At 60.4% G+C, this 22177-nt stretch carries 21 protein-coding genes; 11 read left to right on the forward strand and 10 right to left on the reverse strand.

Going from position 1 to position 22177, the window contains the following annotated elements; all coding sequences use genetic code 11:
- Window positions 1-83 precede the first annotated feature (83 nt).
- Both SFY93_RS13310 and SFY93_RS13315 read left to right on the forward strand, forming a co-directional pair.
- On the forward strand, window positions 84-2435 hold the full coding sequence (locus SFY93_RS13310; RefSeq protein WP_320447450.1) for a bifunctional salicylyl-CoA 5-hydroxylase/oxidoreductase: 2352 nt from the start codon (window positions 84-86) through the stop codon (window positions 2433-2435).
- A gap of 58 nt (window positions 2436-2493) precedes the next feature.
- Window positions 2494-3744 (forward strand): flavin-dependent oxidoreductase, encoded by a 1251-nt coding sequence (locus SFY93_RS13315; RefSeq protein ID WP_320447451.1) that lies wholly within the window; start codon window positions 2494-2496, stop codon window positions 3742-3744.
- 150 nt (window positions 3745-3894) lie between these two features.
- Here the strand turns inward: SFY93_RS13315 and SFY93_RS13320 are convergent, their stop codons facing one another.
- The 6 genes from SFY93_RS13320 to SFY93_RS13345 all read right to left on the reverse strand — a co-directional run bounded on the left by SFY93_RS13320 (window position 3895) and on the right by SFY93_RS13345 (window position 9058).
- Window positions 3895-4350: a cupin domain-containing protein gene (locus tag SFY93_RS13320; protein ID WP_089267419.1), complete on the reverse strand. Its 456-nt coding sequence runs from the start codon at window positions 4348-4350 to the stop codon at window positions 3895-3897.
- A gap of 60 nt (window positions 4351-4410) precedes the next feature.
- Window positions 4411-5109 carry an ABC transporter ATP-binding protein gene (locus SFY93_RS13325; protein WP_320447452.1) on the reverse strand — a complete coding sequence of 233 codons (699 nt, stop codon included), beginning with the start codon at window positions 5107-5109 and terminating at the stop codon, window positions 4411-4413.
- On the reverse strand, window positions 5109-5861 hold the full coding sequence (locus SFY93_RS13330; protein ID WP_320447453.1) for an ABC transporter ATP-binding protein: 753 nt from the start codon (window positions 5859-5861) through the stop codon (window positions 5109-5111). Before SFY93_RS13330 ends, SFY93_RS13325 begins: the two co-directional genes overlap by 1 nt.
- Entirely contained in the window at window positions 5858-6847 is a 990-nt protein-coding gene (locus SFY93_RS13335; RefSeq protein WP_320447454.1) for a branched-chain amino acid ABC transporter permease, read from the reverse strand. Before SFY93_RS13335 ends, SFY93_RS13330 begins: the two co-directional genes overlap by 4 nt.
- Window positions 6848-6859: 12 nt before the next feature.
- A complete protein-coding gene (locus tag SFY93_RS13340) occupies window positions 6860-7780 on the reverse strand; it encodes a branched-chain amino acid ABC transporter permease (RefSeq protein ID WP_320447455.1) in 921 nt (306 codons plus the stop codon).
- 102 nt (window positions 7781-7882) lie between these two features.
- The gene (locus SFY93_RS13345) at window positions 7883-9058 is read right to left on the reverse strand and encodes an ABC transporter substrate-binding protein (RefSeq protein WP_093760644.1); all 1176 of its coding nucleotides are present in this window, start codon (window positions 9056-9058) and stop codon (window positions 7883-7885) included.
- Between the two features lie 339 nt (window positions 9059-9397).
- On the opposite strand from SFY93_RS13345, the gene SFY93_RS13350 reads away from it, so the two are divergent.
- The 4 genes from SFY93_RS13350 (at window position 9398) to SFY93_RS13365 (ending at window position 13038) form a co-directional block, all read left to right on the forward strand.
- Window positions 9398-9904 carry a MarR family winged helix-turn-helix transcriptional regulator gene (locus SFY93_RS13350; protein ID WP_170849792.1) on the forward strand — a complete coding sequence of 169 codons (507 nt, stop codon included), beginning with the start codon at window positions 9398-9400 and terminating at the stop codon, window positions 9902-9904.
- A 10-nt stretch (window positions 9905-9914) separates the two neighbouring features.
- A complete protein-coding gene (locus SFY93_RS13355) occupies window positions 9915-10733 on the forward strand; it encodes an alpha/beta hydrolase (protein ID WP_320447456.1) in 819 nt (272 codons plus the stop codon).
- A 144-nt stretch (window positions 10734-10877) separates the two neighbouring features.
- Window positions 10878-12545, forward strand: coding sequence for an AMP-binding protein (locus SFY93_RS13360; protein WP_414717144.1), 1668 nt, complete (start codon window positions 10878-10880; stop codon window positions 12543-12545).
- Window positions 12546-12579: 34 nt separating this feature from the next.
- Window positions 12580-13038: a RidA family protein gene (locus SFY93_RS13365; protein WP_414717123.1), complete on the forward strand. Its 459-nt coding sequence runs from the start codon at window positions 12580-12582 to the stop codon at window positions 13036-13038.
- A gap of 6 nt (window positions 13039-13044) precedes the next feature.
- On the opposite strand, the gene SFY93_RS13370 is transcribed toward SFY93_RS13365, so the two are convergent.
- Window positions 13045-13845, reverse strand: a complete 801-nt coding sequence (locus tag SFY93_RS13370; RefSeq protein WP_320447458.1) for an AraC family transcriptional regulator — start codon at window positions 13843-13845, stop codon at window positions 13045-13047.
- Between the two features lie 63 nt (window positions 13846-13908).
- Between SFY93_RS13370 and SFY93_RS13375 the strand changes: the two genes are divergently transcribed.
- Together SFY93_RS13375 and SFY93_RS13380 are read left to right on the forward strand one after the other, a co-directional pair.
- Window positions 13909-15087 carry an MFS transporter gene (locus SFY93_RS13375; protein ID WP_089267410.1) on the forward strand — a complete coding sequence of 393 codons (1179 nt, stop codon included), beginning with the start codon at window positions 13909-13911 and terminating at the stop codon, window positions 15085-15087.
- A gap of 174 nt (window positions 15088-15261) precedes the next feature.
- Entirely contained in the window at window positions 15262-16428 is a 1167-nt protein-coding gene (locus tag SFY93_RS13380) for a helix-turn-helix transcriptional regulator (protein WP_320447459.1), read from the forward strand.
- Between the two features lie 229 nt (window positions 16429-16657).
- Here the strand turns inward: SFY93_RS13380 and SFY93_RS13385 are convergent, their stop codons facing one another.
- Window positions 16658-17881 (reverse strand): polyhydroxyalkanoate depolymerase, encoded by a 1224-nt coding sequence (locus SFY93_RS13385; RefSeq protein ID WP_320447460.1) that lies wholly within the window; start codon window positions 17879-17881, stop codon window positions 16658-16660.
- A 179-nt stretch (window positions 17882-18060) separates the two neighbouring features.
- Here SFY93_RS13385 and SFY93_RS13390 point away from each other — a divergent pair, with 179 nt between their 5' ends.
- The gene (locus SFY93_RS13390; RefSeq protein WP_093760630.1) at window positions 18061-18714 is read left to right on the forward strand and encodes a glutathione S-transferase family protein; all 654 of its coding nucleotides are present in this window, start codon (window positions 18061-18063) and stop codon (window positions 18712-18714) included.
- Between the two features lie 274 nt (window positions 18715-18988).
- A complete protein-coding gene (locus SFY93_RS13395; protein WP_320447461.1) occupies window positions 18989-20128 on the forward strand; it encodes a hypothetical protein in 1140 nt (379 codons plus the stop codon).
- A gap of 50 nt (window positions 20129-20178) precedes the next feature.
- Here SFY93_RS13395 and SFY93_RS13400 read toward each other — a convergent pair whose 3' ends face one another.
- Window positions 20179-20388, reverse strand: a complete 210-nt coding sequence (locus SFY93_RS13400) for a hypothetical protein (protein WP_320447462.1) — start codon at window positions 20386-20388, stop codon at window positions 20179-20181.
- A 118-nt stretch (window positions 20389-20506) separates the two neighbouring features.
- Between SFY93_RS13400 and SFY93_RS13405 the strand changes: the two genes are divergently transcribed.
- Window positions 20507-20887 carry a hypothetical protein gene (locus SFY93_RS13405; RefSeq protein WP_170849791.1) on the forward strand — a complete coding sequence of 127 codons (381 nt, stop codon included), beginning with the start codon at window positions 20507-20509 and terminating at the stop codon, window positions 20885-20887.
- 12 nt (window positions 20888-20899) lie between these two features.
- On the opposite strand, the gene SFY93_RS13410 is transcribed toward SFY93_RS13405, so the two are convergent.
- Window positions 20900-22093 (reverse strand): ABC transporter substrate-binding protein, encoded by a 1194-nt coding sequence (locus SFY93_RS13410; RefSeq protein WP_320447463.1) that lies wholly within the window; start codon window positions 22091-22093, stop codon window positions 20900-20902.
- Window positions 22094-22177: the final 84 nt, after the last annotated feature.

A 22177-nucleotide genomic window follows, 5' to 3' on the forward strand; every position in this document is an offset into this window, starting at 1 on the left:
GGCGAATTGCCGGTTTGTCAGGCTTGCCAGGAATTGTTTTAGGTTTAAAATATCTCCATCCAGGCACGACTGCGGAGGCTGTCATGAAGATCGCGATTATCGGTGGCGGGCCGGCGGGCCTCTATTCTGCGATCCTGCTGAAGAAGCAGCGCCCGCAGGCAGAGATCACGGTCTATGAGCGCAACCGCCCTGACGACACCTTCGGTTTCGGTGTGGTGTTCTCCGACGCCACCCTCGATAATTTCGAGAAATACGATCTTCCCAGCTATCAGCGCATCACCCAGGAATTCGCTTACTGGGACGATATCGCCGTGCACTTCCGCGGCACTGTCCACCGCGTCGGCGGCAACGGCTTCTGCGGCTGTTCGCGCCGCACGCTGCTGATGATCCTGCAGGATCGCGCACGTGAACTTGGCGTCCATCTGTTGTTCGAAGTCGATATCACCGACGAAGCGCGTTTCGCGGATGCCGATCTCATCGTGCTGGCCGATGGCATCAATAGCCACTTCCGCAACAAGTATATCGAGCACTTCGCGCCGGAAGTGGATATTCGGTCGAACAAGTTCACCTGGATGGGCTCGACCAAGCCGCTCGATGCTTTCACCTTCCTGTTCCAGGAAACCGAGTGGGGGCCGTTCATTGCGCACGCCTATCAGTATGAGGCTGGCCGCTCGACCTGGATCTTCGAGACCGATCCGGAGACCTTCAAGCGCGCCGGCCTCGAAGGCCTTGGCGAGCAGGAATCCGCCGAGCGCATGCACGAGATTTTCAAGTGGTTTCTCGGCGATCACAAGCTGCTGATCAACCGCTCGATGTGGCGCAATTTTCCGATGATCCGCAACAAGCGCTGGGTCAAGGACAACATGGTGCTGCTCGGCGACGCCAAGGCGACGGCACATTTTTCCATTGGTTCGGGCACCAAGCTCGCCATGGAGGATGCCATCGCGCTGCATGATGCGATGGCGAAGGCGCCCACTGTCGAGGCCGGGTTGCATGACTACGAACACGGTCGCCGCGAGGAGACCGAAAAGATCCAGCACTCCGCCGATGTCTCGCTGGTCTGGTTCGAGCACGTGGATCGCTTCTGGGATTTCGACCCCGTGCAGTTCGCTTTCGGCGTCATGACCCGCGCAAAGGCGATCACCTATGATAACCTGACGCTGCGAGCGCCGGACTTCGTCAAGGAAGTCGACAAGTCGTTTGCGCAGAAGGTGCGCGCACAGGGCTTCGACGTCGATGTCGAAAAGCCGGAAGTGCCGATGTTCCAGCCGTTCAAGATGCGGGACATGGTGCTCGTCAATCGCGCCGTGGTGTCGCCGATGTGTATGTATTCGGCGGAAGAGGGCGTACCGAACGATTTCCATCTGGTGCATTACGGCTCGCGCGCCATTGGCGGCGCCGGTCTCGTCTTCACCGAAATGGTCTGCGTTGGCCGCGACGCGCGCATCACGCCCGGCTGCGCAGGTCTGTGGACCGACGAGCAGGAAACGCAGTGGAAGCGCATCGTCAATTTCGTCCACTCGACCTCGGCTGCGAAGATCTGTCTGCAGCTCGGCCATGCCGGCCGCAAGGGCGCAACCAAACTGATGTGGGACGGCATGGATCGCCCGCTCGCCGATGGCGCGTGGGACATCGTCTCGGCGTCGCCGCTGGCCTACTATCCGGATAGTCAGGTGCCCGCGGAAATCGATCGCACCGGTATGGACCGCGTCAAGGCGGAGTTCGTGGCCGCCACGATCCGTGGTGACCGCTGTGGCTTCGATATGCTCGAGATGCATACGGCGCACGGCTATCTACTGGCGAGCTTCCTGTCGCCGCTGACCAACAAGCGCACCGATGAATATGGCGGCTCCCTTGAGAACCGGCTGCGCTTCCCGCTCGAAGTGTTCGAGGCCATGCGTGCGGCATGGCCGGCACACAAGCCGATGTCGGTTCGCTTCTCGGCGACCGACTGGGCCGAAGGTGGCAACACCGGTGACGATGCGGTGCAGATCGCCCGTGCCTTCGCCGAAGCCGGTGTCGACCTCGTCGACATCTCGACGGGGCAAACCGTCAAGGAGTCGCGTCCGATCTACGGTCGCATGTTCCAGACGCCGTTTTCAGATCAGGTCCGCAACGAGGCGCGCGTCGCCACCATGTGCGTCGGCAACATCACGTCAGCGGATCAGGTCAACACGATCCTGGCCGCCGGCCGCGCGGATCTCGTCGCGCTCGGCCGTCCGCACCTGACTGACCCGTCCTTCACCATCAAGGCGGCGGCCTGGTATGGTGCAAAGGACGCCTATTGCCCGCCGCAATATATGCCCGGCAAGGACCAGATTTTCCGCAACAGCGTCAGGGACAAGCAGGATTTCGAAGACCTGAAAATTAAGGCTAAGCCGAAGACCCGCGCCGAGATGCGTGCCGAGGCGGCAAAGCCACTTGCAGCTGAATGACTGGGCATGCGAGTTTACCGGTTAAATTCTGGGCGGTGCGTAAAGTGGAGTTGGGCTGATGAAAGCAATCATCGTGGGTGGCGGCGTTGGCGGTTTGACCACCGCCTTGATGCTGCGGGCGCGGGGCATCAATTGCGAACTCTTTGAACAGGCTGACACCATCCGCGAACTCGGCGTTGGCATTAACACGCTACCCCACGCGATCCGCGAACTCGCTGGTCTCGGTCTGCTCGATCGCCTCGACGCGGTGGCAATCCGCACCGATGAGCTACATTACCTCAACCGTCACGGGCAGGAAGTCTGGCGCGAGAAACGGGGCTTCGGCGCCGGCCACGACGTGCCGCAATTCTCGATCCATCGCGGCCGCCTGCAGACCACGATTCATCGCGCGGTAGAAGAGCGCCTTGGCGTTGAGGCGATTCACACAGGTCGTCGGCTCGGTCACTTTACGCAAGACGAAGGCGGCGTCACCGCCTATTTCTTTGATCGCAACAACAATCACGTCGAGACAGCGCGCGGCGATATCCTGATCGGCGCCGACGGCATCCATTCCAAGGTCCGCAGTACGCTGTTCCCGAACGAAGGACATCCGGTCTGGAACGGTCTGATGCTGTGGCGTGGCGCGCGCGACTGGCCGGCCTTCCTGACCGGAAATTCGATGATCGTCGCCGGTGGTCTCCATGCCAAGGTTGTGGTCTATCCGATCGCCGAGGGTGAGACGCCGGGCAACCGGCTGACCAACTGGGCGGTGCTGGTGAAGACCGGCGAGGGTGGCACATTGCCGCCGCGCCGCGAGGACTGGTCACGCCCCGGCAAGCGCGACGAATTGATGCCGCATGTGGCGCGTTTCAATGTGCCGCATATCGACGTGCCCGCGCTGATCACGGCGACGCCGGAATTCTGGGAGTATCCCTGCTGCGACCGCGATCCACTGCCATATTGGTCAGGCGGCCGCGTCACGCTGCTCGGCGACGCTGCGCATCCGATGTATCCGGTCGGCTCCAACGGCGCCTCGCAGGCGATCCTCGATGCGCGCGCGCTGGCCGACTCGCTGGCCCATGCCGAACATCCGCGCCAGGCGCTGATGGCCTATGAGCGCAAGCGCCTGCCGATGACCGCGGAGATCGTGCGCTCCAACCGCCGCGGCGGTCCGGAAGGCGTGATCGATGCTGTCGAGCAGATCGCGCCGGACGGCTTCGACAATGTCGAGAACGTGTTGAGCTACGCGCAGCGTGAAGCGATCGTGAAGGGCTATGCGCATAAGGCTGGCTTTGCGGCCTCGCCGGGACTTGCCGTGGTGAACGGCTGATATAGCTCGCTGCAAATCGAGAACTTAGCTTTCGTCATGCCCGGGCTTGTCCGGGCATCCACGTTTTGGGCGCCGCTTAAGACGTAGATGGCCGGGACAAGCCCGGCCATGACGTCGATGATGGTATGTGGCCTGAACGAAGAGCCGCGCTTACGCGCCGGGAGGCGGCGGCAGGAAGTGGATGTTGTATTCGGCGGCGAGCGCCACAACGTCCTCGGGCTTCTGTTCTTTCATGTTGTGGATCGCCCAGAACAGGTCATAGAGCCGGCGGCTCGGCGAAACCCAGAACAGCACTTTGGCGTTCTGATCGGACTTGTTGAAGATGCCGTGCGGAATGCCGCGCTGTAGCCGCACCAGATCGCCCGGCGTAGCCGACGTTTCAGATCCGCCGAGGAAGAAGTCCAGCTTGCCTTCGAGGATGTAGAGATACTCATCCTGATCAGGATGGATGTGCGGCGGCACGAAAGTGCCGGGCGGGAAGGTGGCGTGCCACGAGAACGAATCCTCGGTGCAGTTCTTCGGCACATAGGTCTGGCCGAGGATGTTCCATGTGATGCCCTGCATGCCTTCATTGGCGCGGGTGATGCCGGCGATCTCGGTCTTCATGGTTGGTCCTTCCTTGGGTCACGCATTACGACGCGTCGGGTGGTACTCGAAAACAGTTGATCAAACGTGGAGGAAACGGTCCTTCACAGTGGAGTCGCTCTTCAGTTGCTCGGATGTGCCGGTCCATACGACACGGCCTTTTTCGATCACGACATGACGATCGGCGAAGCCGGCCAGCGCATCGACATTCTTGTCGATGACCAGAATGGACTGACGCTCGGCCTTGAGCTTCTTCAGGCAATTCCAGATCTCAAGGCGAATGAGCGGGGCGAGGCCTTCGGTGGCTTCATCGAGAATGAGCAGCTTCGGATTGGTCATCAGCGCGCGCCCGACCGCCAGCATCTGCTGCTCGCCGCCCGACAATTGCGTGCCGAGATTGCTGCGGCGCTCCTTGAGGCGCGGAAACAACTCGTAGATCTTGTCCAGCGTCCAGCGCGCCGGCGGATGGCGCACGGCGGCGGTGGCGATCAGGTTCTCTTCCACGGTGAGCGTCGGGAAGATCTGGCGACCTTCCGGCACGAGGCCAATGCCCGCCTGGGCGATACGATAGGACGGCAAGCCGGCCATCGGCTTGTCGTCGAAGGTGACCGTGCCACCGGTTGGATGAATCAGGCCCATGATGGCGTTGATGGTGGTCGTCTTGCCCATGCCGTTGCGACCGAGCAGGGTAACGACTTCACCGGCATTGATGGTGAGCGAAATATCGAACAGCACTTTCGCCGCACCATAGGCGGCCTGCAGATTGGATACGGTGAGCATCAGGCGGCCTCCTCGCCGAGATAGGCGGCACGCACCTCCGCATTGTCGCGAATGCTTTGCGGCGAACCTGATGCGATGATGCGGCCGTAAACAAGGACCGAGACGCGGTCAGCCAGTGCGAACACGGCGTCCATATCGTGTTCGATCAGCACGATGGGAAGCTCCTTGCGCAGTTCCTGCAGCGTGTTGATCAGCCGTTGCGATTCATCGTGGCTGGTGCCGGCGAGCGGTTCGTCGAGCAGCAGCAGTTTCGGCTTCGCCGCTAGCGCTATGGCGATTTCGAGCTGGCGTTTCTCGCCATGCGACATCTGCCCGGCCGGCACGCCTGCGCGAGCGGCGAGGCCGAAGCGCGACAACAGCGCCATCGCGGCGTCATTCAGTGCCGGCTCCTTCGACGCATTTCCGAAGAAACTGAAGCTCGATCCGCTGCGCGCCTGCACGGCGATGGCGACATTCTCCAGCGCGGAGAAGCGCGGCAGGATCGAGGTAATCTGGAACGAGCGCACCAGGCCCATCCGCGCACGTTCTGCCATTGGCAAACGGGAGACGTCCTGGCCGTCAAAGATAATGCGGCCGGAGTCCGATTGCGCGTGGCCGGAGATCTGGTGGATCAGCGTGGTCTTGCCGGCGCCGTTGGGGCCGATGATGGCGTGCAATTCGCCGGCCTCGATATTCAGCGACACATCGTCGGTGACGCGTAGCGCGCCGTAATTCTTGCAGATGTTCTGCAGCTGAAGCGGAGCGTTACTCATGATTTGCTCCCGAACAATCCGGTAATGCCGCCGCGGGCATAGAGCACGACGAGAATGAGGATGGGTCCGAAGATCAGTGCCCAGTTCTCCGTGTAATGCGACAGGATATCTGCGAGCAGGCTGAACACGGCTGCGCCGATGATCGCGCCATGCAGTGAGCCGAGACCGCCGAGCACGAGTACGAAGATCAGGTCGCCGGAGCGCTGCCAGGCCGTATAGGCCGGGCTGACGAATTCGGTCTGGTTGGCGAGCAGAAAGCCCGACACGCCGGCAATCATGCCGGCAATGACATAGGCCGTCAGCTGATAACGATAGGGCGCAAAGCCGATCGCCTCCATGCGCACGGGATTCTCGCGAATGCCGCGTAGCACCCGACCGAAGCGTGACGCGACGATGGCGCGGAGCAGCAGATAAGCGCCGAGCAGCACGCCGAAGGCGACGTAATACATCGTCACATCGTTCTTCAGGAACTTCGAGCCGAAGAACATGCTGCGCGAGGCCAGTGTTAGCCCGTCGTCACCGCCATAGGCAGCCAGCGAAGTGCCGAGGAAGAACAGCATCTGGCCGAAAGCCAGCGTGATCATGATGAAATAGACGCCCTTGGTCCGCAGCGAGATCGCGCCTGTGAAGAGAGCGAAGATGAGCGAGACACCAAGCGCCACCGCAAGCTGGATGAAGCCGTCGGTGATGCCGTGGCTGGCGAGGATCGCAACACTGTAGGCGCCAAGGCCGACATAGGCGGCATGGCCGAACGAGATCATCGCGCCGTAGCCGATCAGCAGATCGAGCGACATGGCGGCCAGCGCCAGGATCATGATGCGCGTGACCAGCGCCAGGATGAAGCTCTGCGATCCCCACAGCACCGAGAGTGGCACAAGGGCGAAGATCGCGAAAACGATCAGCGGCAGCACATAGGCGCGGCTGGTACGCAGCGGCGTTGCGAGGGCAGGCGAAGCGGGGGTGTCGAGGTCGACGAGATTGTTCATGGTCTGCTCCCGTTACTGCTTGGACGGGAACAGGCCGGATGGCCGGAAGAACAGCACCGCAGCCATCAGGATATAGATCAGCATCGGCGCAATGGCGCGGCCGGTCTGGCTGGCCGCCGAGGAATCGAGCAGCAGCTTGAGCAGCGTGGGCGCGAAGAAACGTCCGAGCGTATCGACGAGACCGATCAGCAGCGCCGCGATGAAGGCACCGCGGATCGAGCCGATGCCGCCGATGACGATCACCACGAAAGCAAGAATGAGCACGTTGTCGCCCATGCCGGGCTCTACCGAGAGGATCGGTGCAACCATGGCGCCGGCGAAGCCCGCAAGCATGGCGCCGACGCCGAACACGATGGTGAACAGCAGGCGGATGTTGACGCCCAGCGCGGAGACCATGGCGGCGTTGCTGGCGCCGGCACGCACGAGCATGCCAAGCTTGGTCTTGTTGACGACGAGATAGAGCGCGAGGCCGACAGCAAGACCGACGGCGATGATGACGAGACGCCACACCGGATAGAGCATGCCGTCGGTGATCTCGACCGCGCCCGACAGCGCGTCAGGAATTGCAACATTTAGCGGCGCAGCGCCCCAGATGTATTTGACGGCCTGATTGAGGAAGATGATGACGCCAAAGGTCGCGAGCACCTGATCGAGATGGTCGCGATCATATAAATGTCGAAAGATCAGGACCTCCAGCAGGAGCCCGAAAATCAGGGCTGCTGGTAGCGCCAGTGCGAGGCCGGCGACGAAACTTCCGGTCATGGCGGTGAAGGCGGCGACAAGATAGGCGCCGACCATGTATTGCACGCCATGTGCAAGATTGATGAAGTCCATGACGCCAAACACCAGCGTGAGGCCGGCGGCGATCAGGAACAGGATCAATCCGAACTGCAAGCCGTTCAGGATCTGGACGAGGGCAAGCGTGAGGGTCATCAGATAACTTGGTTTCTATACTGAGATAAACACGGGCCGATAAAACACCGGGCCGTCCCGCCTTCGCGGCAACGGCCCGGTGATGAGTGATCGCCAGGGCGATTACTGCGCAGCGCAGTCCTTGGCGTAGCGATCGCCGTAGTTCGAGAACACCTTCTCGACGATCTCGGTCTGGAACTTGCCGTCAGCGCGCTTGGCAACCTTGGTCAGGAAGAAGTCCTGAACGGGATAGCCGTTGTTGCTGAACTTGAAGCCGCCGCGGATCGACGGGAAGTCTGCCTTCTTCATGGCTGCAGCCACCTTGGCCTTGTCCGAGAGGTCGCCCTTCACGGCAACGACGGCGCTGTTGATCAGCATGGCCGCGTCATAGGACTGGAAGGCGTAGGTCGCCGGCACGCTGTTATAGGCCTTCTCGTATTCCGCGACGAACTTCTTGTTCTGCGGAGTGTCGAGGGTCGGTGCCCAGTTCGAGCCGCCGAACATGCCGATCGCCGCGTCCTGCTGAGCCGGCAGCGTCGATTCATCGACGGTGAAGGTCGACAGGAACGGAATGCGGTCGAGCAGGCCGGCCTGCTTGTACTGCTTGACGAGGTTCACGCCCATGCCGCCCGGCATGAAGGTGAGCACGGCGTCAGGCTTCATCGATGCGATCTTGGAGAGCTCGGCCTGGAAGTCGAGCGTGCCGAGCGGGATGAAGGATTCCTCAAGAATCTCGCCCTTGAAGTCCATCTTCACGCCGGCGACGAAGTCCTTGCCGGCCTGATAGTTCGGGGTCATCAGATAGATCTTCTTGTAGCCGCGCTTCTGGGCGACGTTACCGAGGATCTGGTGGATCTGATCGTTCTGATACGACGTCACATAGAAGTACGGATTGCACTCCTTGCCCGCGTAGCTCGACGGGCCGGCATTCGGAGAGATCAGGAAGGTCTTGTTCTCGGTGACCGGCTTGTGGATCGCGCCGAGGATGTTGGAGAAGATCGGACCGACCACGAAGTCGACCTTGTCACGCTCCAGAAGGCCCTTGACCTTGGTCACGGCGACGTCCGGCTTGAGTTCGTCATCGACGACGATGACTTCGACGTCCTTGCCGCCCATCTTGCCGCCGAGATCCTTGACCGCGAGATTGAAGCCGTCGCGGGCCTGCTGGCCGAGCACGGCACCGGCGCCCGACAGCGACACGATCACGCCGACCTTGATCTTTTCCTGCGCCATGGCCGGGATGGCCGAAACGCTCATCATCAGGGCGGCCAAACCGGCCAGTTTGAAAGACTGCTTCATTAACTTCTCCTCCACTCGACCGCGACAGGCAGCCGAAAAACGTGCCAACCCAGAATTCTGTTCTTTTGCCTAGATTATGCTCACGACGGGCGCAGCCGCAAGCAATGTAAATGACTTCCAGGCGTCAGAAATCAGCCGAATACGCTATGCAAACCGTAGGCCAATTTATTTGAACCTTAAAGAAATATTCAAAATCGGCGGCGGTCAAGGCTGCGGCGTTTTGGCTTGCGGTCGGACGGAAATTCCTTGAAGGTCAAAGGATCGGTATGGGGCGGTACGAGATTGTGGATTGCCGGTCTCTCGGCCGCCGCAGGAGCTTCAAGCAGGTAAGATTGCATCATGATTCTCGATTCCGAGACCAAGGCCGTCGAACTTCCCGATGATCACGGCGATGAGCTGCGCCTGTGGCTCCGGCTCTTGACCTGTACGACCTTGATCGAGGGCGAAGTCCGTAGCCGCTTGCGCGAGCGCTTCGATGTCACGCTGCCGCGCTTCGACCTGATGGCCCAGCTCGACAAGGTGCCCGACGGTATGACCCTGTCGGATGTCTCGAAGCGCATGATGGTGTCGAACGGCAACGTGACCGGTCTGGTCGAGCGTCTTGTCGAATCCGGCCACGTCGATCGCCGCACCTCCGACACCGATCGTCGGGTTCAGGTGATCCGGCTCACCAAACTCGGCCGCGCCGAGTTCCGCAAGATGGCCGAAGAGCATGAGACCTGGATCGCCGAAATCTTCACGGATCTGGCGCCGAAGGATGTCCGCGAACTGATGCGTTTACTGGCCAAGACCAAGGCTTCTGCGCAGAAAGCGGCGCAAAAGGCAGCGAACGGCAAGGTGCCGTAAACGCGACGCGGTGAGTGCAGTGATCGATCTCGAAGCCGAATACAACAATCGCGCAAAAGTCCCGGAAAGCTCTGCGCTGATCGCCGGCTGGGCACAGGACGCCAAAGCCTATCGCGACAGCGGCGTGCAGATGCGGGCCATTCCATATGGCTCAGGCGCACGGCACACGATCGACTACTTTCCCGCCGGCGACAAAGGTCCGATTGTCGTCTTCATTCACGGTGGCTACTGGCAGGCGCTGGATGCCTCGTTCTTCAGCCATCTGGCGCGCGGGCTGAACAGCCATGGCATCAGCGTGGCGATCCCCAGCTACGATTTGTGTCCGAACGTCTCGGTCGGTGATATCATCGCGCAGATGCGTGCGGCGACCCGCGAGCTGGCGAAGCTCGGCAGGCGGCTCGTCGTGTCGGGCCATTCGGCGGGCGGTCATCTCGCGGCCTGCATGCTGGCGACGGACTGGCGCGCGCTCGATTCCGCGCTGCCGCAGGACCTGATTGTCGGTGCTTATGCGATCTCCGGCCTGTTCGATCTGGCACCGCTGGTGCCGACGTCCATCAACAATGCATTGCATTTGAACGATGCCGGCGCCCGTGAGGTCAGTCCGTTGTTCTGGCCGGCGCCTTTGCACGGGTCTCTCGATGCGGTGGTTGGTGGCGACGAGGGTGTCGAATATTTGCGGCAGAGCCAAAGCATCGTCGACGCCTGGGGTGTCCGTATTCCCGCGCGCTTCGAGGCGCTTCCCGGCGCAAATCATTTTACCGCCGTCGCACCGCTGGCCGATCCGCAGTCCGCCATGGTGCTGCGGCTAAAGGCGCTGGCCACGCTTTAGGCGCGGTTGCCTAAACAAACTGCGCAAATTCGCATCCTCCGCCGAAAATTTCGGCGTGCCCCAAGACTCCGCAGTTGCGGAAAACTGTTTTAAGTCTAAAATGATATTTGGATGACGTTGCCGGGCATCTGACGTGACGGGAGCATTGCAATGGCCGCTGATACTCAGCTGACAAAGCCTTATACGGCGCATGTTGATACGTTCGCGCGGGACAATATGCCCCCGCCGGAACAGCTACCGGAGTTTCTGTTCACCCGGCCGGAATTTCACTATCCGCCGCGCATCAATTGCGTGGTGCCATTTCTCGATCGCTGGGTCGCCGAGGGGCGCGGCGATGCGCCGTGCATGATCGGGCTGAACGAGAGCTACACCTATCGCGAGCTCTATGAGCTCGTGAACAAGATCAGCAACGTTCTGGTCAACGAGCTTGGCCTGGTTACCGGCGGTCGCGTGCTGCTGCGTTCGGCCAACAATCCGATGATGGTTGCAACCTATCTCGCCATCATCAAGGCCGGCGGCGTTTGCGTGTCGACCATGCCGCTGCTGCGCGCCAAGGAACTGTCCTATCCGCTGCAGAAGGCGAAGATCTCGCTGGCGCTGTGCGACAGCAAGCTGTCCGACGAAATGGAGAAGGCCAAGGCGGTTTCGCCCGAACTCAAGCGCGTTGTCTACTGGGGCACCGGCGAAGCCGAACTCGATGCGATGATCGCCGAGGCCAGCCCGGAATTCACCGCCGTCGATACGGCCTCGGATGATATCTGCCTGATCGCCTTCACGTCGGGCACAACGGGCGACCCGAAGGGCACCATGCATTTCCACCGCGACATGCTCGCGGTGTGCGACGGATTCGCACGCAATGTGCTGCGCGCCAGCCCGGAAGATCGCTTTATCGGTTCGGCGCCGCTGGCCTTCACGTTTGGCTTTGGCGGCGTACTGTTCCCGCTGCATATCGGTGCGTCCTTCGTGGTGCTCGAGAAGGCCGGCCCGGAAGAGCTGCCGGTGGCTGTTGCCAAGCACAAGGTCACGGTCTGCTTCACCGCGCCGACCGCCTATCGGGCCATTCTTGGCAAGATCGACCAGTATGATCTCTCGACGCTGCGCAAATGCGTCTCCGCCGGTGAGACGCTGCCGAAGGGCACTTACGATGCATGGCTGAAGGCAACTGGCATCAAGCTGATGGATGGCATCGGCGGCACCGAAATGCTGCACATCTTCATCTGCGCCATCGAAGAGGAAATTCGTCCGGGCTCGACCGGCAAGCCGGTGCCCGGCTATGTCGCCAGGATCGTTGACGACGAAGGCAACGAAGTGGCGCCCGGCACGCTAGGCCGTCTCGCCGTCAAGGGCCCGACGGGCTGCAAGTATCTCGCTGATCCGCGTCAGCTCAAATTCGTGCAAAACGGCTGGAATATCACCGGCGATACCTTCCTGATGGATGAGGATGGTTACTTCTGGTATCAGTCGCGCTCGGACGACATGATCGTGTCGGCGGGTTACAATATTGCCGGCCCCGACGTTGAAGCTGCGTTGCTCACCCATGAAGCCGTGGTCGATTGTGGCGTTGTCGGTTGCCCCGATGCCGACCGCGGCATGATCGTAAAGGCTTATGTCGTTCTCGCTCCCGGTCAGGCAGGGAGCGACGCGCTGGCAACCGAGTTGCAGAACCACGTGAAGCGCGAGATCGCGCCTTACAAATATCCGCGCGCCATCGAGTTCGTGACGCAACTGCCCAAGACCGAGACCGGCAAGCTGAAGCGCTTTGCGCTTCGCCAGCAGGCCGCGGCGGGCGCGTCACCGACCGTGGCTGCATAAGTTTGAAGACGTTTCTTTCAGGGAGGATTGCCCGGTGAATGCACCAAAGGGCCCGACATTGACCGTGGTGCCAAACGCAAAGGGCGATGTTGCAGCATCCGTTTCGCGCGCATTGCAGCCGAGTGGCTGGCCGAAGCCCAAAGGCTATGCCAACGGCATGACGGCAGATGGCCGCATCGTCGTGACCGGTGGTGTAATTGGCTGGGACGCCGAGGAGAAGCTGAAGCCAGATTTTGTATCGCAGGTGCGTCAGGCACTGCAGAACATTTCCGACATTCTCGCGGAAGGTGGCGCCAGGCCGGAGCATCTTGTGCGGCTGACCTGGTATGTCGTCGATATGGAAGAATATCTCGGCAATCTCAAAGCGCTCGGCCAAGCCTATCGCGAGATTTTCGGCACGCACTATCCGGCCATGGCGCTGGTGCAGGTCGTGCGTCTGGTTGAACTCGCCGCGCGCGTCGAGATCGAGGCGACTGCGGTGGTGCCGCGCTAAGCGGCGTTACTTCGCCTCGATAAACTCTGTCGGGCTCTTGCCCGTCACTTGCCGGAACGCGTGCGAAAACGCCGAGAAGCTGGCATAGCCGAGATCGGCAGCGAGCTGCTTCACCGACGCGTTGTGGTTCATCGACAGTCGTTCGATCGCCTCTGCGATCCGGGCGCGTTGACACCAGCTCTTGAAGCTCAATTGCGTCTCTGCCGAAAACAGTCGCGATAATGTACGTGCAGACGTACCGACGGCGCGCGCCAGTGTTTCGATCTCGTAAGTCTGCGTCGGATCGGCTAGCACCATCTCCGCCGCGCGTCGGCAGCGCGGCTCTTGCGGCAGCGGCATGAAGGTCGTGGGATCGCTTGCCTGATGCAGTTCGAGCATGGCAATCTCGATCAACAACCGATTCCGTGCGACGTCATCGCGCCCATCGAACAGCGCCAGGATCGACTCGTGCAACAGGCGCGACACGCGAACCACGAACTCCGCGGCGAGATCGCCATTGCGTCGATCCTGCGCCAGCCAGTCGACGTTGAAATACAACGAGCGCATCTCGATGTCGGCCAGAACGTCGATGGCGTGGGGCAGGTGGGCCGGCACCCAGACCGCGCGATCCGGTGGCACCAGCCAGCGGCCCTTTGGAGTCGTGACCTGCATAGTGCCCGCAGCGGCGAATACGAGTTGCGCCTCGCGATGGGCATGAGTGTCCAGCCGGATACCCTTGGGGTAGCGCGTCGCCAGGATGTGGACACCGTCGGTCGCCGAGCGCCGGCGCTCCGATAAGTCCAGGATTGGCGGTTCTGCGACATTCATTGGCAACATCCCGTTAGAGCAAGCTCATATAACGGCATTCCAAGGTTGCCAAGGAATCGATTCATGAACGTCCCCAGCCGGGTCATCACCCTCGTTAATGTCGCCCATTTCATCGACCACTACGCGATGCTGATCTTTGCGGCAGCGGTGCTCGTGATGGGTCCGGCCATGAATATGACCTATACCGAGCTGCTGCCCTATGCGACGCCGGGCTTCATGGCGTTTGGGGCCGGCTCGTTGGTAACCGGCTGGCTCGGGGACCGCTGGAGCCGTCGCCACATGATGGTGATCTTCTTCTATGGCATCGGTCTGTCGATGATGGCTGTCGGCCTGGTGCAGACGCCTTTGCAGCTTGGTGCGGCGCTGTTCTCGGTTGGTCTGTTCGCGTCGATCTATCATCCGGTCGGCACGGCGATGATCGTCTCCTATGCCGACAAGCTCGGCAGTGCGATGGGCATTAACGGCGTGTTCGGCAATTTCGGCGTGGCATCTTCCGCACTGATCACCGGCGTACTCGGTCAGTTTCTCGGGTGGCGCTGGGCCTTTATCATTCCCGGCCTCGTCACTGTTGCAGCTGGTGTTGTCTTCATGCGCGAGGTCGCGCATGAAGATCGCTCGGGATTCAAGCAGGCCGCGGCGCAAGCGCGCGTCGCGAAGTCCGACATGTGGCGCGTGATCCTTGCACTGTTGGTCACGGTGGTCGCGATCTCCACCGTCTTCAACGCCATCACCGTCGCGCTGCCAAAACTGTTTGCCGAGCGTCTGTCCGATATGACGGACAGCCCGGCATTGCTCGGCATCATTGCCGCCTGCGTTTATGTCTTCGGCGCGGCAACCCAGTACAACATCGGCAAACTGATCGATAAGCACTCGCTGAAGGCGGTGAGCGTTCCGTTGTCGCTGGTGCTCGCGCCGTTCCTGTATTTCGCAGCGTCGCAATCGAACATCTCACTGATCGTCGTCGCGATCGGCATTATCATTGGTCTGTTCGGGCAGATCACCGTCAACGAGGCGATCGTCGGCAAGTATACAAGCGAGGAGTGGCGGTCGCGCGCTTATGCCGTGCGTTATTTCGTTGGCTTTACCGCAGCGGGAGCCTCGGTCGGGCTTGTCGCGTGGTTGTACGAGCAGGGTGGCTTCATCATGATGTTGCACGCCTTTGCCGCCTTGTCGGCGCTGGTGATCGTCGCTGCATTGATTTTGCCGCGGGAGTTGCCGCCGGCAAAAGCGCCTCTGGCATAAAACCTCTCGCTTGACACTGGCGAGCAGCGCGAGACCGGTCTAGTTAGGCGGTGAATACCATTCGCCTCCTGAACGGCGGCTGGCGAAAGTGGCATTTCACGCACATCAGCATCGTGGTCGCAGATTTCCGAATGGTCTCGGGAATTGTCCGATGTCTGCGGTGTTGCATGATGGGTGCTGCTTTCTGACCGTGATGACCGAGACGGCGAGCCGCCGGAAACCGTGTTGCTGGATACATCCGTGAATTTTGAAACGCTCGTTGACGAGATTTATGAAGCGGGAGTTTTGCCGGAGCGTTGGCCGCAGGTGTTTGATCGCCTGGCGGAGATGGCAGATGCCGAAGGTGCGATGATTTTCGCATCCGCGCCTGGCATTCCGCGGTGGACGTCATCTGAGAGAATTCGCGAGCGGATCGATCGTTGGACCAAGAGTCCTTATGCGACCAAGAATCCACGAAGCGCCAGACTAATCGCGGAAAACGAGCCGTGGTTTCTGACGGACCTGGACCGGTTCACGATGGAAGAACTCGACAATGAGAGCTTCTATCGGGACATTCTCCGGCCGGCGGGTCTCGGCTGGTGCGCCGGTACCTCGGTACGGTCTCCCTCCGGTGATACGCTCGTGATTTCGGTAGAGAAGGCTTACGCCAAGGGGCCGGTTGAACGCGCTGTGGCGGATCAACTGGATGGCCTCCGGCCTCATCTGGCCCGTGCGGCGGTGTTGTCCGGTCGTCTGGGCTTCGAACGCGCCCGTACGGCGGTTGCAACACTTCAGATGATTGGTCTTCCCGCGAGTGCTGTCAGTCAGGAGGGGCGCGTTATCGCGGCCAATCCTGGGTTCATTTCCAGCACGACGATTGTCGGCATTGGCGCGCAGGATCAGGTGCAGTTCGCCTCGCAGGTCGCTCAGACCATGTTTACCGAGGCGCTGAGCAAGCCCTTGTCTCTGTCGAAAACGGGCCGTTCAATTCCAATTTCTGGGACTGAGCACAGCCCACCCTTGATCGCGCATGTGCTGCCCCTCCGTCTGGCTGGCCTCGATGTTTTTGCGGGCGCTATGTCGATCCTGCTCCTGACGCCGATCACCCACCAGCAGCGCAGCCCGGGTCCGGAGCTTCTGCAGGCTTTGTTCGATTTGACGCCGGCTGAAGCGCGGATCACCAGCCTTTTGATCGATGGCAACTCAGTCACCGCCATCTCGAAAATGCAGGGCGTCAGCCTGAACACCGTGCGGACTCAGCTGAAATCCGTCTTCTTGAAAACCGGCGTCGAGCGGCAGGTGGACCTGGTTCGGCTTCTGGGCCAGCCGCGAGTTCAATTGATCCCGGACCGGGACGCCTGAAAAATCCACGAAAAAGGCCGGCACGATGGCCGGCCTTGATGCGTAAGTATGTCCGGTGAAAAATCGTGCAGTCGTCAATACACGGTCCGCCGAAGCGGTAATAAGAAACCGCTGCTATGCTGCTGAAGCAGCAGCGAAACAATTCCCGGTATCGACGTAGGTTATTCCTGCGACATCCGCGTCACCAATTTGGGTGAAGCGCCCGACTATTTGTATACAACGCAGGGTTTCACGAATTCACGTGAACAAAATCCCGCAGCAGCGGGTAGATCTCGTTGTTCCAACGGCGTCCGCTGAATACACCGTAATGACCAACACCGGCCTGCATGTGATGGACTTTGCGATAGGCGCGAACGCCGGTGCAGAGATCTTGGGCTGCTAGAGTCTGGCCGATCGAGCAGATATCATCCTTCTCGCCCTCGACAGTCATCAGCCCCATGCGCTTGATCGATGCGCAGTTCACGGTCCGGCCCTTGTAGGTCAGCTTGCCTTGCGGCAACAGATGCTCCTGGAACACGTCGCGGATGGTGTCGATATAGAACTCTCCTGGCAGATCCATCACCGCGAAATATTCGTCATAGAATGTCTTGATAACTTCAGCCTTCTCGGTCTCGCCCTTGGCGAGATGATTGGCGAGATCGACATGTGACTTGATGTGCCGCTCGAGATTCATCGAGACGAATGCCGTCAACTGAATGAAGCCGGGATAGACTTGCCGGAACGCGCCTTTGCACTGGAACGGCACGTAGTTGATCATGTTGTCTTCGAACCACTTCAACGGCTTGCTCTTGGCGAACTCGTTGACCTTGGTCGGCTGAATGCGCGTATCGATCGGGCCCGCCATCAGCGTCAGGCTTGCCGGTCGCGCGGGGTGATTGTCTTCCGACATGATAGCTGCAGCGGCGAGTGCCGATACGGACGGTTGGCAAATCGCGACCATGTGGGAACGTGGGCCGAGCTCATTCATGAATGTGATCAGGTGCTCGGTATACTCGTCGAGGCCGAACTTGCCCTGATCGAGCGGTATGTCGCGCGGGTTGTGCCAGTCTGTGATATAGACGTCATGATCCTGCAGCAGGGTCTTCACGGTGCCGCGCAGCAGCGTCGCGAAGTGGCCGGACATCGGCGCCACCAGCAGCATGCGTGGCTGCTCCGGTGCATTCTCTTTCTTGAAGTGCAGCAGCGATCCGAATGGCGTCTTGAAGGTGACTTCTTCCGTCACCTCATGCTCAGCGTTGCCGACCATCACCTTGCCGATATCGAATTCGGGCCGATGATAGGTGAGGGCGGAGCGCGAGATCAGCTCAAGTGCTGCCGCAAGGCGACCGAACAGTTTCTCGGACGTGCCGGCCGGGACGAGATTGAGGTACTTCAATGCGGCAGACGCACCGGTGCGCCAAGGTGCTGTCAGATCCATGTGATTCTGGTAGGCCTGATACATCATTGACATCATCCGGAGCTATCCCTGCTTTGTTGCTATGCAATATTGAAGCCAGAGAAGAGTCAATTCGTCTGGAAAACTGGCACGTGGTTTGCTGAATAAAATTAAAGCAGCACAAGCAATGGGCAGCCGGGAACCGGTTACCCCGAGGGCTGACGGGCTGCCTGGGTTCGGGCGTAAGGGGATAAGTCATGGCCAACGCAACACTCACCATCAGCAGCAAGAACTACTCGTCGTGGTCATTGCGAGGGTGGCTGCTGACAAAATTCTCAGGCCTTGAGTTCGACGAAGTCGTTACGGCGCCGGACGATGCCTCCGCCAAGGCCGAGATCCTGTTGCTGTCCTCATCGATCCTGGTGCCCTGCCTGCGCCATGAAGGGGCGGTGGTCTGGGATACGCTGGCAATCGCCGAATATCTCAACGAGATCATGCCGGAAGCTAAGTTATTGCCGGCCGACCGCATCCTGCGGGCGCATTGCCGCTCGATTTCGGGCGAAATCCATTCCGGCTTCACGACATTGCGGGCATCGCTGCCGGTCAACATCAAAGGGCATTTTCCGAACTTCAAGGTCTGGTCGCGGGCACAAGCCGATATCGACCGGATCTGCACGATCTGGCGCGAGTGTCTGTCGAAGTCCGGCGGCCCTTTCCTGTTCGGCACCCGCAGCATGGCGGACGCCATGTATGCGCCGGTGGTGACGCGCTTCGCGACCTATGACGTCAAGCTGGATCCGCAGCTATCAGCCTATGCCAGCATGGTGATGAACCTGCCCGAAATGCAGGAATGGATTGCCGCAGCCAGGCAGGAGCCTACCGATATCGAAGAGCTCGAGGTTGAGTACTGATTGATAGTTCGGCAACGCCTCGCCGGCTCACAGATCGGGCACGGCGTGCTCAACTTGTATCCAGAATTTGTAGCGCTCGCCCGAGGATTTGCGCGGTTTGGCCGCCAGATCACCTGCTAACGCGCGCGATTGTTATCAAAACGCCTTTGACGCCAGCTGGCGCGATTTTCGCATAGCAGCAACTTCTCGCGAGCCGCATTGCGTTGGCTGCCGATCGATTGGACGCCAATCACAGTTCGGTCCCCGAGTGTTTTTGAACACGTTGGAGGATCCCATGAATGTACATGCTGCGATCGACCTCAAATGGCCTGGGCTCAAGCACCCGAACGGCGATCCTCTGCGCCTGAATCATGGGGATTTCGTAGCGATCGATCGGCACAAGGACACGACATACGAGGCGACCTATCGCCCGCAGGCGCTCTATAGCCGCGCCAATGAAGGCTTTCACGCCAACAACGAAACCTTCCTCCTTCATGAGGTCGCGACCAATCTGCCGATCTATCGCGAAGACACCGGCCCTACCGACTTCCATCTGCATCTTCCACCAGGCGGCTTCCAGCTCGTGCTGGTCACGTCGGGCATGTTCACCTTCGATTACGATGGGCGCTTCTACAATGTCGGCCCTGGCGCAGTGATGCTGCAAAGCGCGATCGTGCATCGTCAGCTGTTCTACACCTGGTCGGGATTGTCGACCGAGGAGAACCTGAAGACCCCGCAGACGGTGGTGCCCGATCCCCTCTCCATGGGCTACTCCGGCAAGTTTCTCGAAGCCTTCGTAACCGATCCGACGACCTTCCCGAACCCGACAATCGTGGGTCCGGATCAGATCAACGAAGCCGAGACGCCACGTATGGCCTGGACCCATGCGCTGCATGATCGCCCGGACGATGCAGGCTTCTGGCTTCAGGATCCGCTGGCACTGGATGCGCTCTTCAAGCTGCTGGCTGATGACACCATCAAGTCGGCGGCGCCCGTCTATGTGCGCGATATTGGCATCGAGGCTCCGAGCGGTCATCTTGTCACCGGTCACATCATCGCAACCGATCCGCATGGCAAGTCCCTCTTGCCGAAGAGCTCCGCGGCGGCCGTGGATGCCGCCTCTTTCGCGAGAGGTGAAGTTGTCATCTATCGCGTCATTCGCGGCACGGCCGAATTCGTGGATAGTGCGGGGAAGACGTTCGAACTTGCGGCCGGTGATGTGGTGACGGCGGGCAAGAATTCGACCAGTCTCATCGGGATGGGCGAAAATACGCAAGTCCTCCGGCTTGGCCTGCTGAAAGGCATGGAGCAGCTTCGAAGCTGGACGCCGACGCAGCGCGACGAGATCGACGGCCTGGCCGCCAAGATCATTACACAGAAGGATATCCGTCCGCTGCGGACCGAGGGCAAGCCGGTCGGCTATCTGTACGCGTAAGCGCCTGCCGACGCAGTACACCACCGCCCCCTAAAGCAGGCACACGGCGCTCACGCTGTACGTGGCAGCCGCCATCCGACCACGCGTGCCTGGACCATGCTGCCTGTCTCGGCATTGCGCCATTCGCCATCCGTGAACACGCAAGGGAAGGGCAGTTGATAGGTGCCACTGTGGTCCTCGCACAACACTTGCACCGCCTGATCAGGCTCAGGATCACCCTGGCCATCGAATTCGGCCAGCCGTCGTTCACGCGTCGCCATGAGGTGCTCCGGTCCAAGGAACGGGCGGACATCTTCTTCGTTCCCATCACACCTGGTTGACAGCCGGGCGCCAGCACCGCTTGGTCTTGGCGGCATGACGGACATGATGGGGAAAACGATGCGCGGCCGAACAATCCTTGCGATGACATTGCTGACCATTTTGGGCGCCGCCAAGGCGCAGGCGCAGGATGTGCCGGGAATCGAGATCTGCACGGTCGAAAAGACCATGGAGCGCCGCACCAGCTGCCTGCAAAGCAACGTCAATTTCCTCCAGCAAACGCTGGGCAAGCTGCGGCTTGATCAGCAACAGCGGCTTGATGCGGCCAACCGTCAGGTCGAGGCGCTGAAGGCTACCGTCGTTGCCCTGCAGAAAACGGTGGAGGAGCTGCAGGCGGCGCAGAAGAAGCCGGCGCCGGCTGCGAAGGAAGCTCCAGCTGCCGCGAAAGACGCGCCGGCGGCCAAGGATGCGCCAGCGCCTGCCAAGGATGCAGCGAAGTAGGGCGCTCTCGTCCTACTCGCTGCTCAGCACGGGTCCGAACAGTTCCCAGCGTTCGCCCTTGAAACGCATCATCTGCAACTGCTGCAGCGGGCTGTAGTCGGTTGGGCTGGTCTTGACGCGGGTACCCGGCAGGAAGATGCCGACCTCATAATCGAGGCTCGTGGCCTGCTTCATCACGTTCTCCCGTGTGAGCGTGTCGCCGCAACGTTCGAGAATATGCGCCAGCGTGCGCGCGATGCCGAAGCCGTACAGCGTGTAGATGTCGTTCTTGTCGCCGTCGGGATAATACTTGTCCATGAAGGCAAGCCATTCCTTGATGGTCGGATCGTCCTTCCACTGCGGATCGGTGGGATCCTTCATATAGGCCGCGCTGATCACGCCCTGCGCATTGTCGAAGCCGGCGGGCTTGATCACCGAGCCGACCGATTGTGACACATTGACCAGCATCTGCACCGGCTTCCAGTTCAGCTCGGCCACCTTCTTGATCGCCTGCGCAGCGAATTTCGGCGAGGCGATGTTCAGGAACACATCGGGATTGGCAGTCCTGATCTGGACGATCTGTGAATCCACAGTCGGTGAGCTGGTCTCGAAGCTCGCTTGCACCGTGATCATCTTGTCGGCCTTGTCGGCGAGTCCCTCGCGTACGCCGCTGAAATAGTCCTTCCCCATGTCGTCGTTCTGGAACAGCACGCCGATCCTGGCATCGGGATGGTTCTTCAGGATCCACGCGGCCCAGATACGTCCCTCGTTGTGGTAGCTGGGCGACCAGCCCATGGTCCACGGAAAGTGCTTTGGGTCGGCCCATTTCGAGGCGCCCGATGACACGAACAGATGCGGCACCTTCTTGATGTTCATGTATTTCTGGATCGCGGAATTGGTCGCCGTCCCCAGTGGGTTGAACAATAGCAGCACTTCGTCGCTCTCGACCAGCTTGCGCGCCTGTTCCACTGTCTTCGGCGGAGAGTAGGCATCGTCATAGCTGATGAAATTGATCTTGCGGCCGTTGATGCCGCCCTGATCGTTCAGCATCCTGAAATAGGCCGCTTCGGATTTTCCGATCGAGGCATAGGAGGATGCCGGCCCGCTATAGGGCATGATGTTGCCGACCTTGATCTCGGTATCGCTGGCGCCGGGATCGTATTTCTTCTGCGCGTGAGATGGCGTGGCCAGCGCGCCGAACATGAGCGCGGAAAGCGCGAGAGTCATCCCGCGGGGCAGTGTCCTGTGCATCGCTTCCTCTGACGTTTTGTATGCCCGCGGTGCGGTTCATCTGAGTGGACCGTCGATCGC

The sequence above is a fragment of the Tardiphaga sp. 42S5 genome (genome assembly GCF_034044155.1).
Classification (GTDB): Bacteria; Pseudomonadota; Alphaproteobacteria; order Rhizobiales; family Xanthobacteraceae; genus Tardiphaga; species Tardiphaga robiniae.

What these genes read in the sequence shown, in the direction of transcription:
- SFY93_RS13405 (WP_170849791.1), top strand. Translation starts at nt 20,507, where the DNA reads ATGCGCGGCCGAACAATCCTTGCGATGACATTGCTGACCATTTTGGGC.
- SFY93_RS13350 (WP_170849792.1), top strand. Translation starts at nt 9,398, where the DNA reads ATGATTCTCGATTCCGAGACCAAGGCCGTCGAACTTCCCGATGATCAC.
- SFY93_RS13310 (WP_320447450.1), top strand. Translation starts at nt 84, where the DNA reads ATGAAGATCGCGATTATCGGTGGCGGGCCGGCGGGCCTCTATTCTGCG.
- SFY93_RS13325 (WP_320447452.1), bottom strand. Translation starts at nt 5,109, where the DNA reads ATGCTCACCGTATCCAATCTGCAGGCCGCCTATGGTGCGGCGAAAGTG.
- SFY93_RS13315 (WP_320447451.1), top strand. Translation starts at nt 2,494, where the DNA reads ATGAAAGCAATCATCGTGGGTGGCGGCGTTGGCGGTTTGACCACCGCC.
- SFY93_RS13375 (WP_089267410.1), top strand. Translation starts at nt 13,909, where the DNA reads ATGAACGTCCCCAGCCGGGTCATCACCCTCGTTAATGTCGCCCATTTC.
- SFY93_RS13410 (WP_320447463.1), bottom strand. Translation starts at nt 22,093, where the DNA reads ATGACTCTCGCGCTTTCCGCGCTCATGTTCGGCGCGCTGGCCACGCCA.
- SFY93_RS13385 (WP_320447460.1), bottom strand. Translation starts at nt 17,881, where the DNA reads ATGATGTCAATGATGTATCAGGCCTACCAGAATCACATGGATCTGACA.
- SFY93_RS13390 (WP_093760630.1), top strand. Translation starts at nt 18,061, where the DNA reads ATGGCCAACGCAACACTCACCATCAGCAGCAAGAACTACTCGTCGTGG.
- SFY93_RS13340 (WP_320447455.1), bottom strand. Translation starts at nt 7,780, where the DNA reads ATGACCCTCACGCTTGCCCTCGTCCAGATCCTGAACGGCTTGCAGTTC.
- SFY93_RS13335 (WP_320447454.1), bottom strand. Translation starts at nt 6,847, where the DNA reads ATGAACAATCTCGTCGACCTCGACACCCCCGCTTCGCCTGCCCTCGCA.
- SFY93_RS13370 (WP_320447458.1), bottom strand. Translation starts at nt 13,845, where the DNA reads ATGAATGTCGCAGAACCGCCAATCCTGGACTTATCGGAGCGCCGGCGC.
- SFY93_RS13330 (WP_320447453.1), bottom strand. Translation starts at nt 5,861, where the DNA reads ATGAGTAACGCTCCGCTTCAGCTGCAGAACATCTGCAAGAATTACGGC.
- SFY93_RS13400 (WP_320447462.1), bottom strand. Translation starts at nt 20,388, where the DNA reads ATGGCGACGCGTGAACGACGGCTGGCCGAATTCGATGGCCAGGGTGAT.
- SFY93_RS13395 (WP_320447461.1), top strand. Translation starts at nt 18,989, where the DNA reads ATGAATGTACATGCTGCGATCGACCTCAAATGGCCTGGGCTCAAGCAC.
- SFY93_RS13320 (WP_089267419.1), bottom strand. Translation starts at nt 4,350, where the DNA reads ATGAAGACCGAGATCGCCGGCATCACCCGCGCCAATGAAGGCATGCAG.
- SFY93_RS13345 (WP_093760644.1), bottom strand. Translation starts at nt 9,058, where the DNA reads ATGAAGCAGTCTTTCAAACTGGCCGGTTTGGCCGCCCTGATGATGAGC.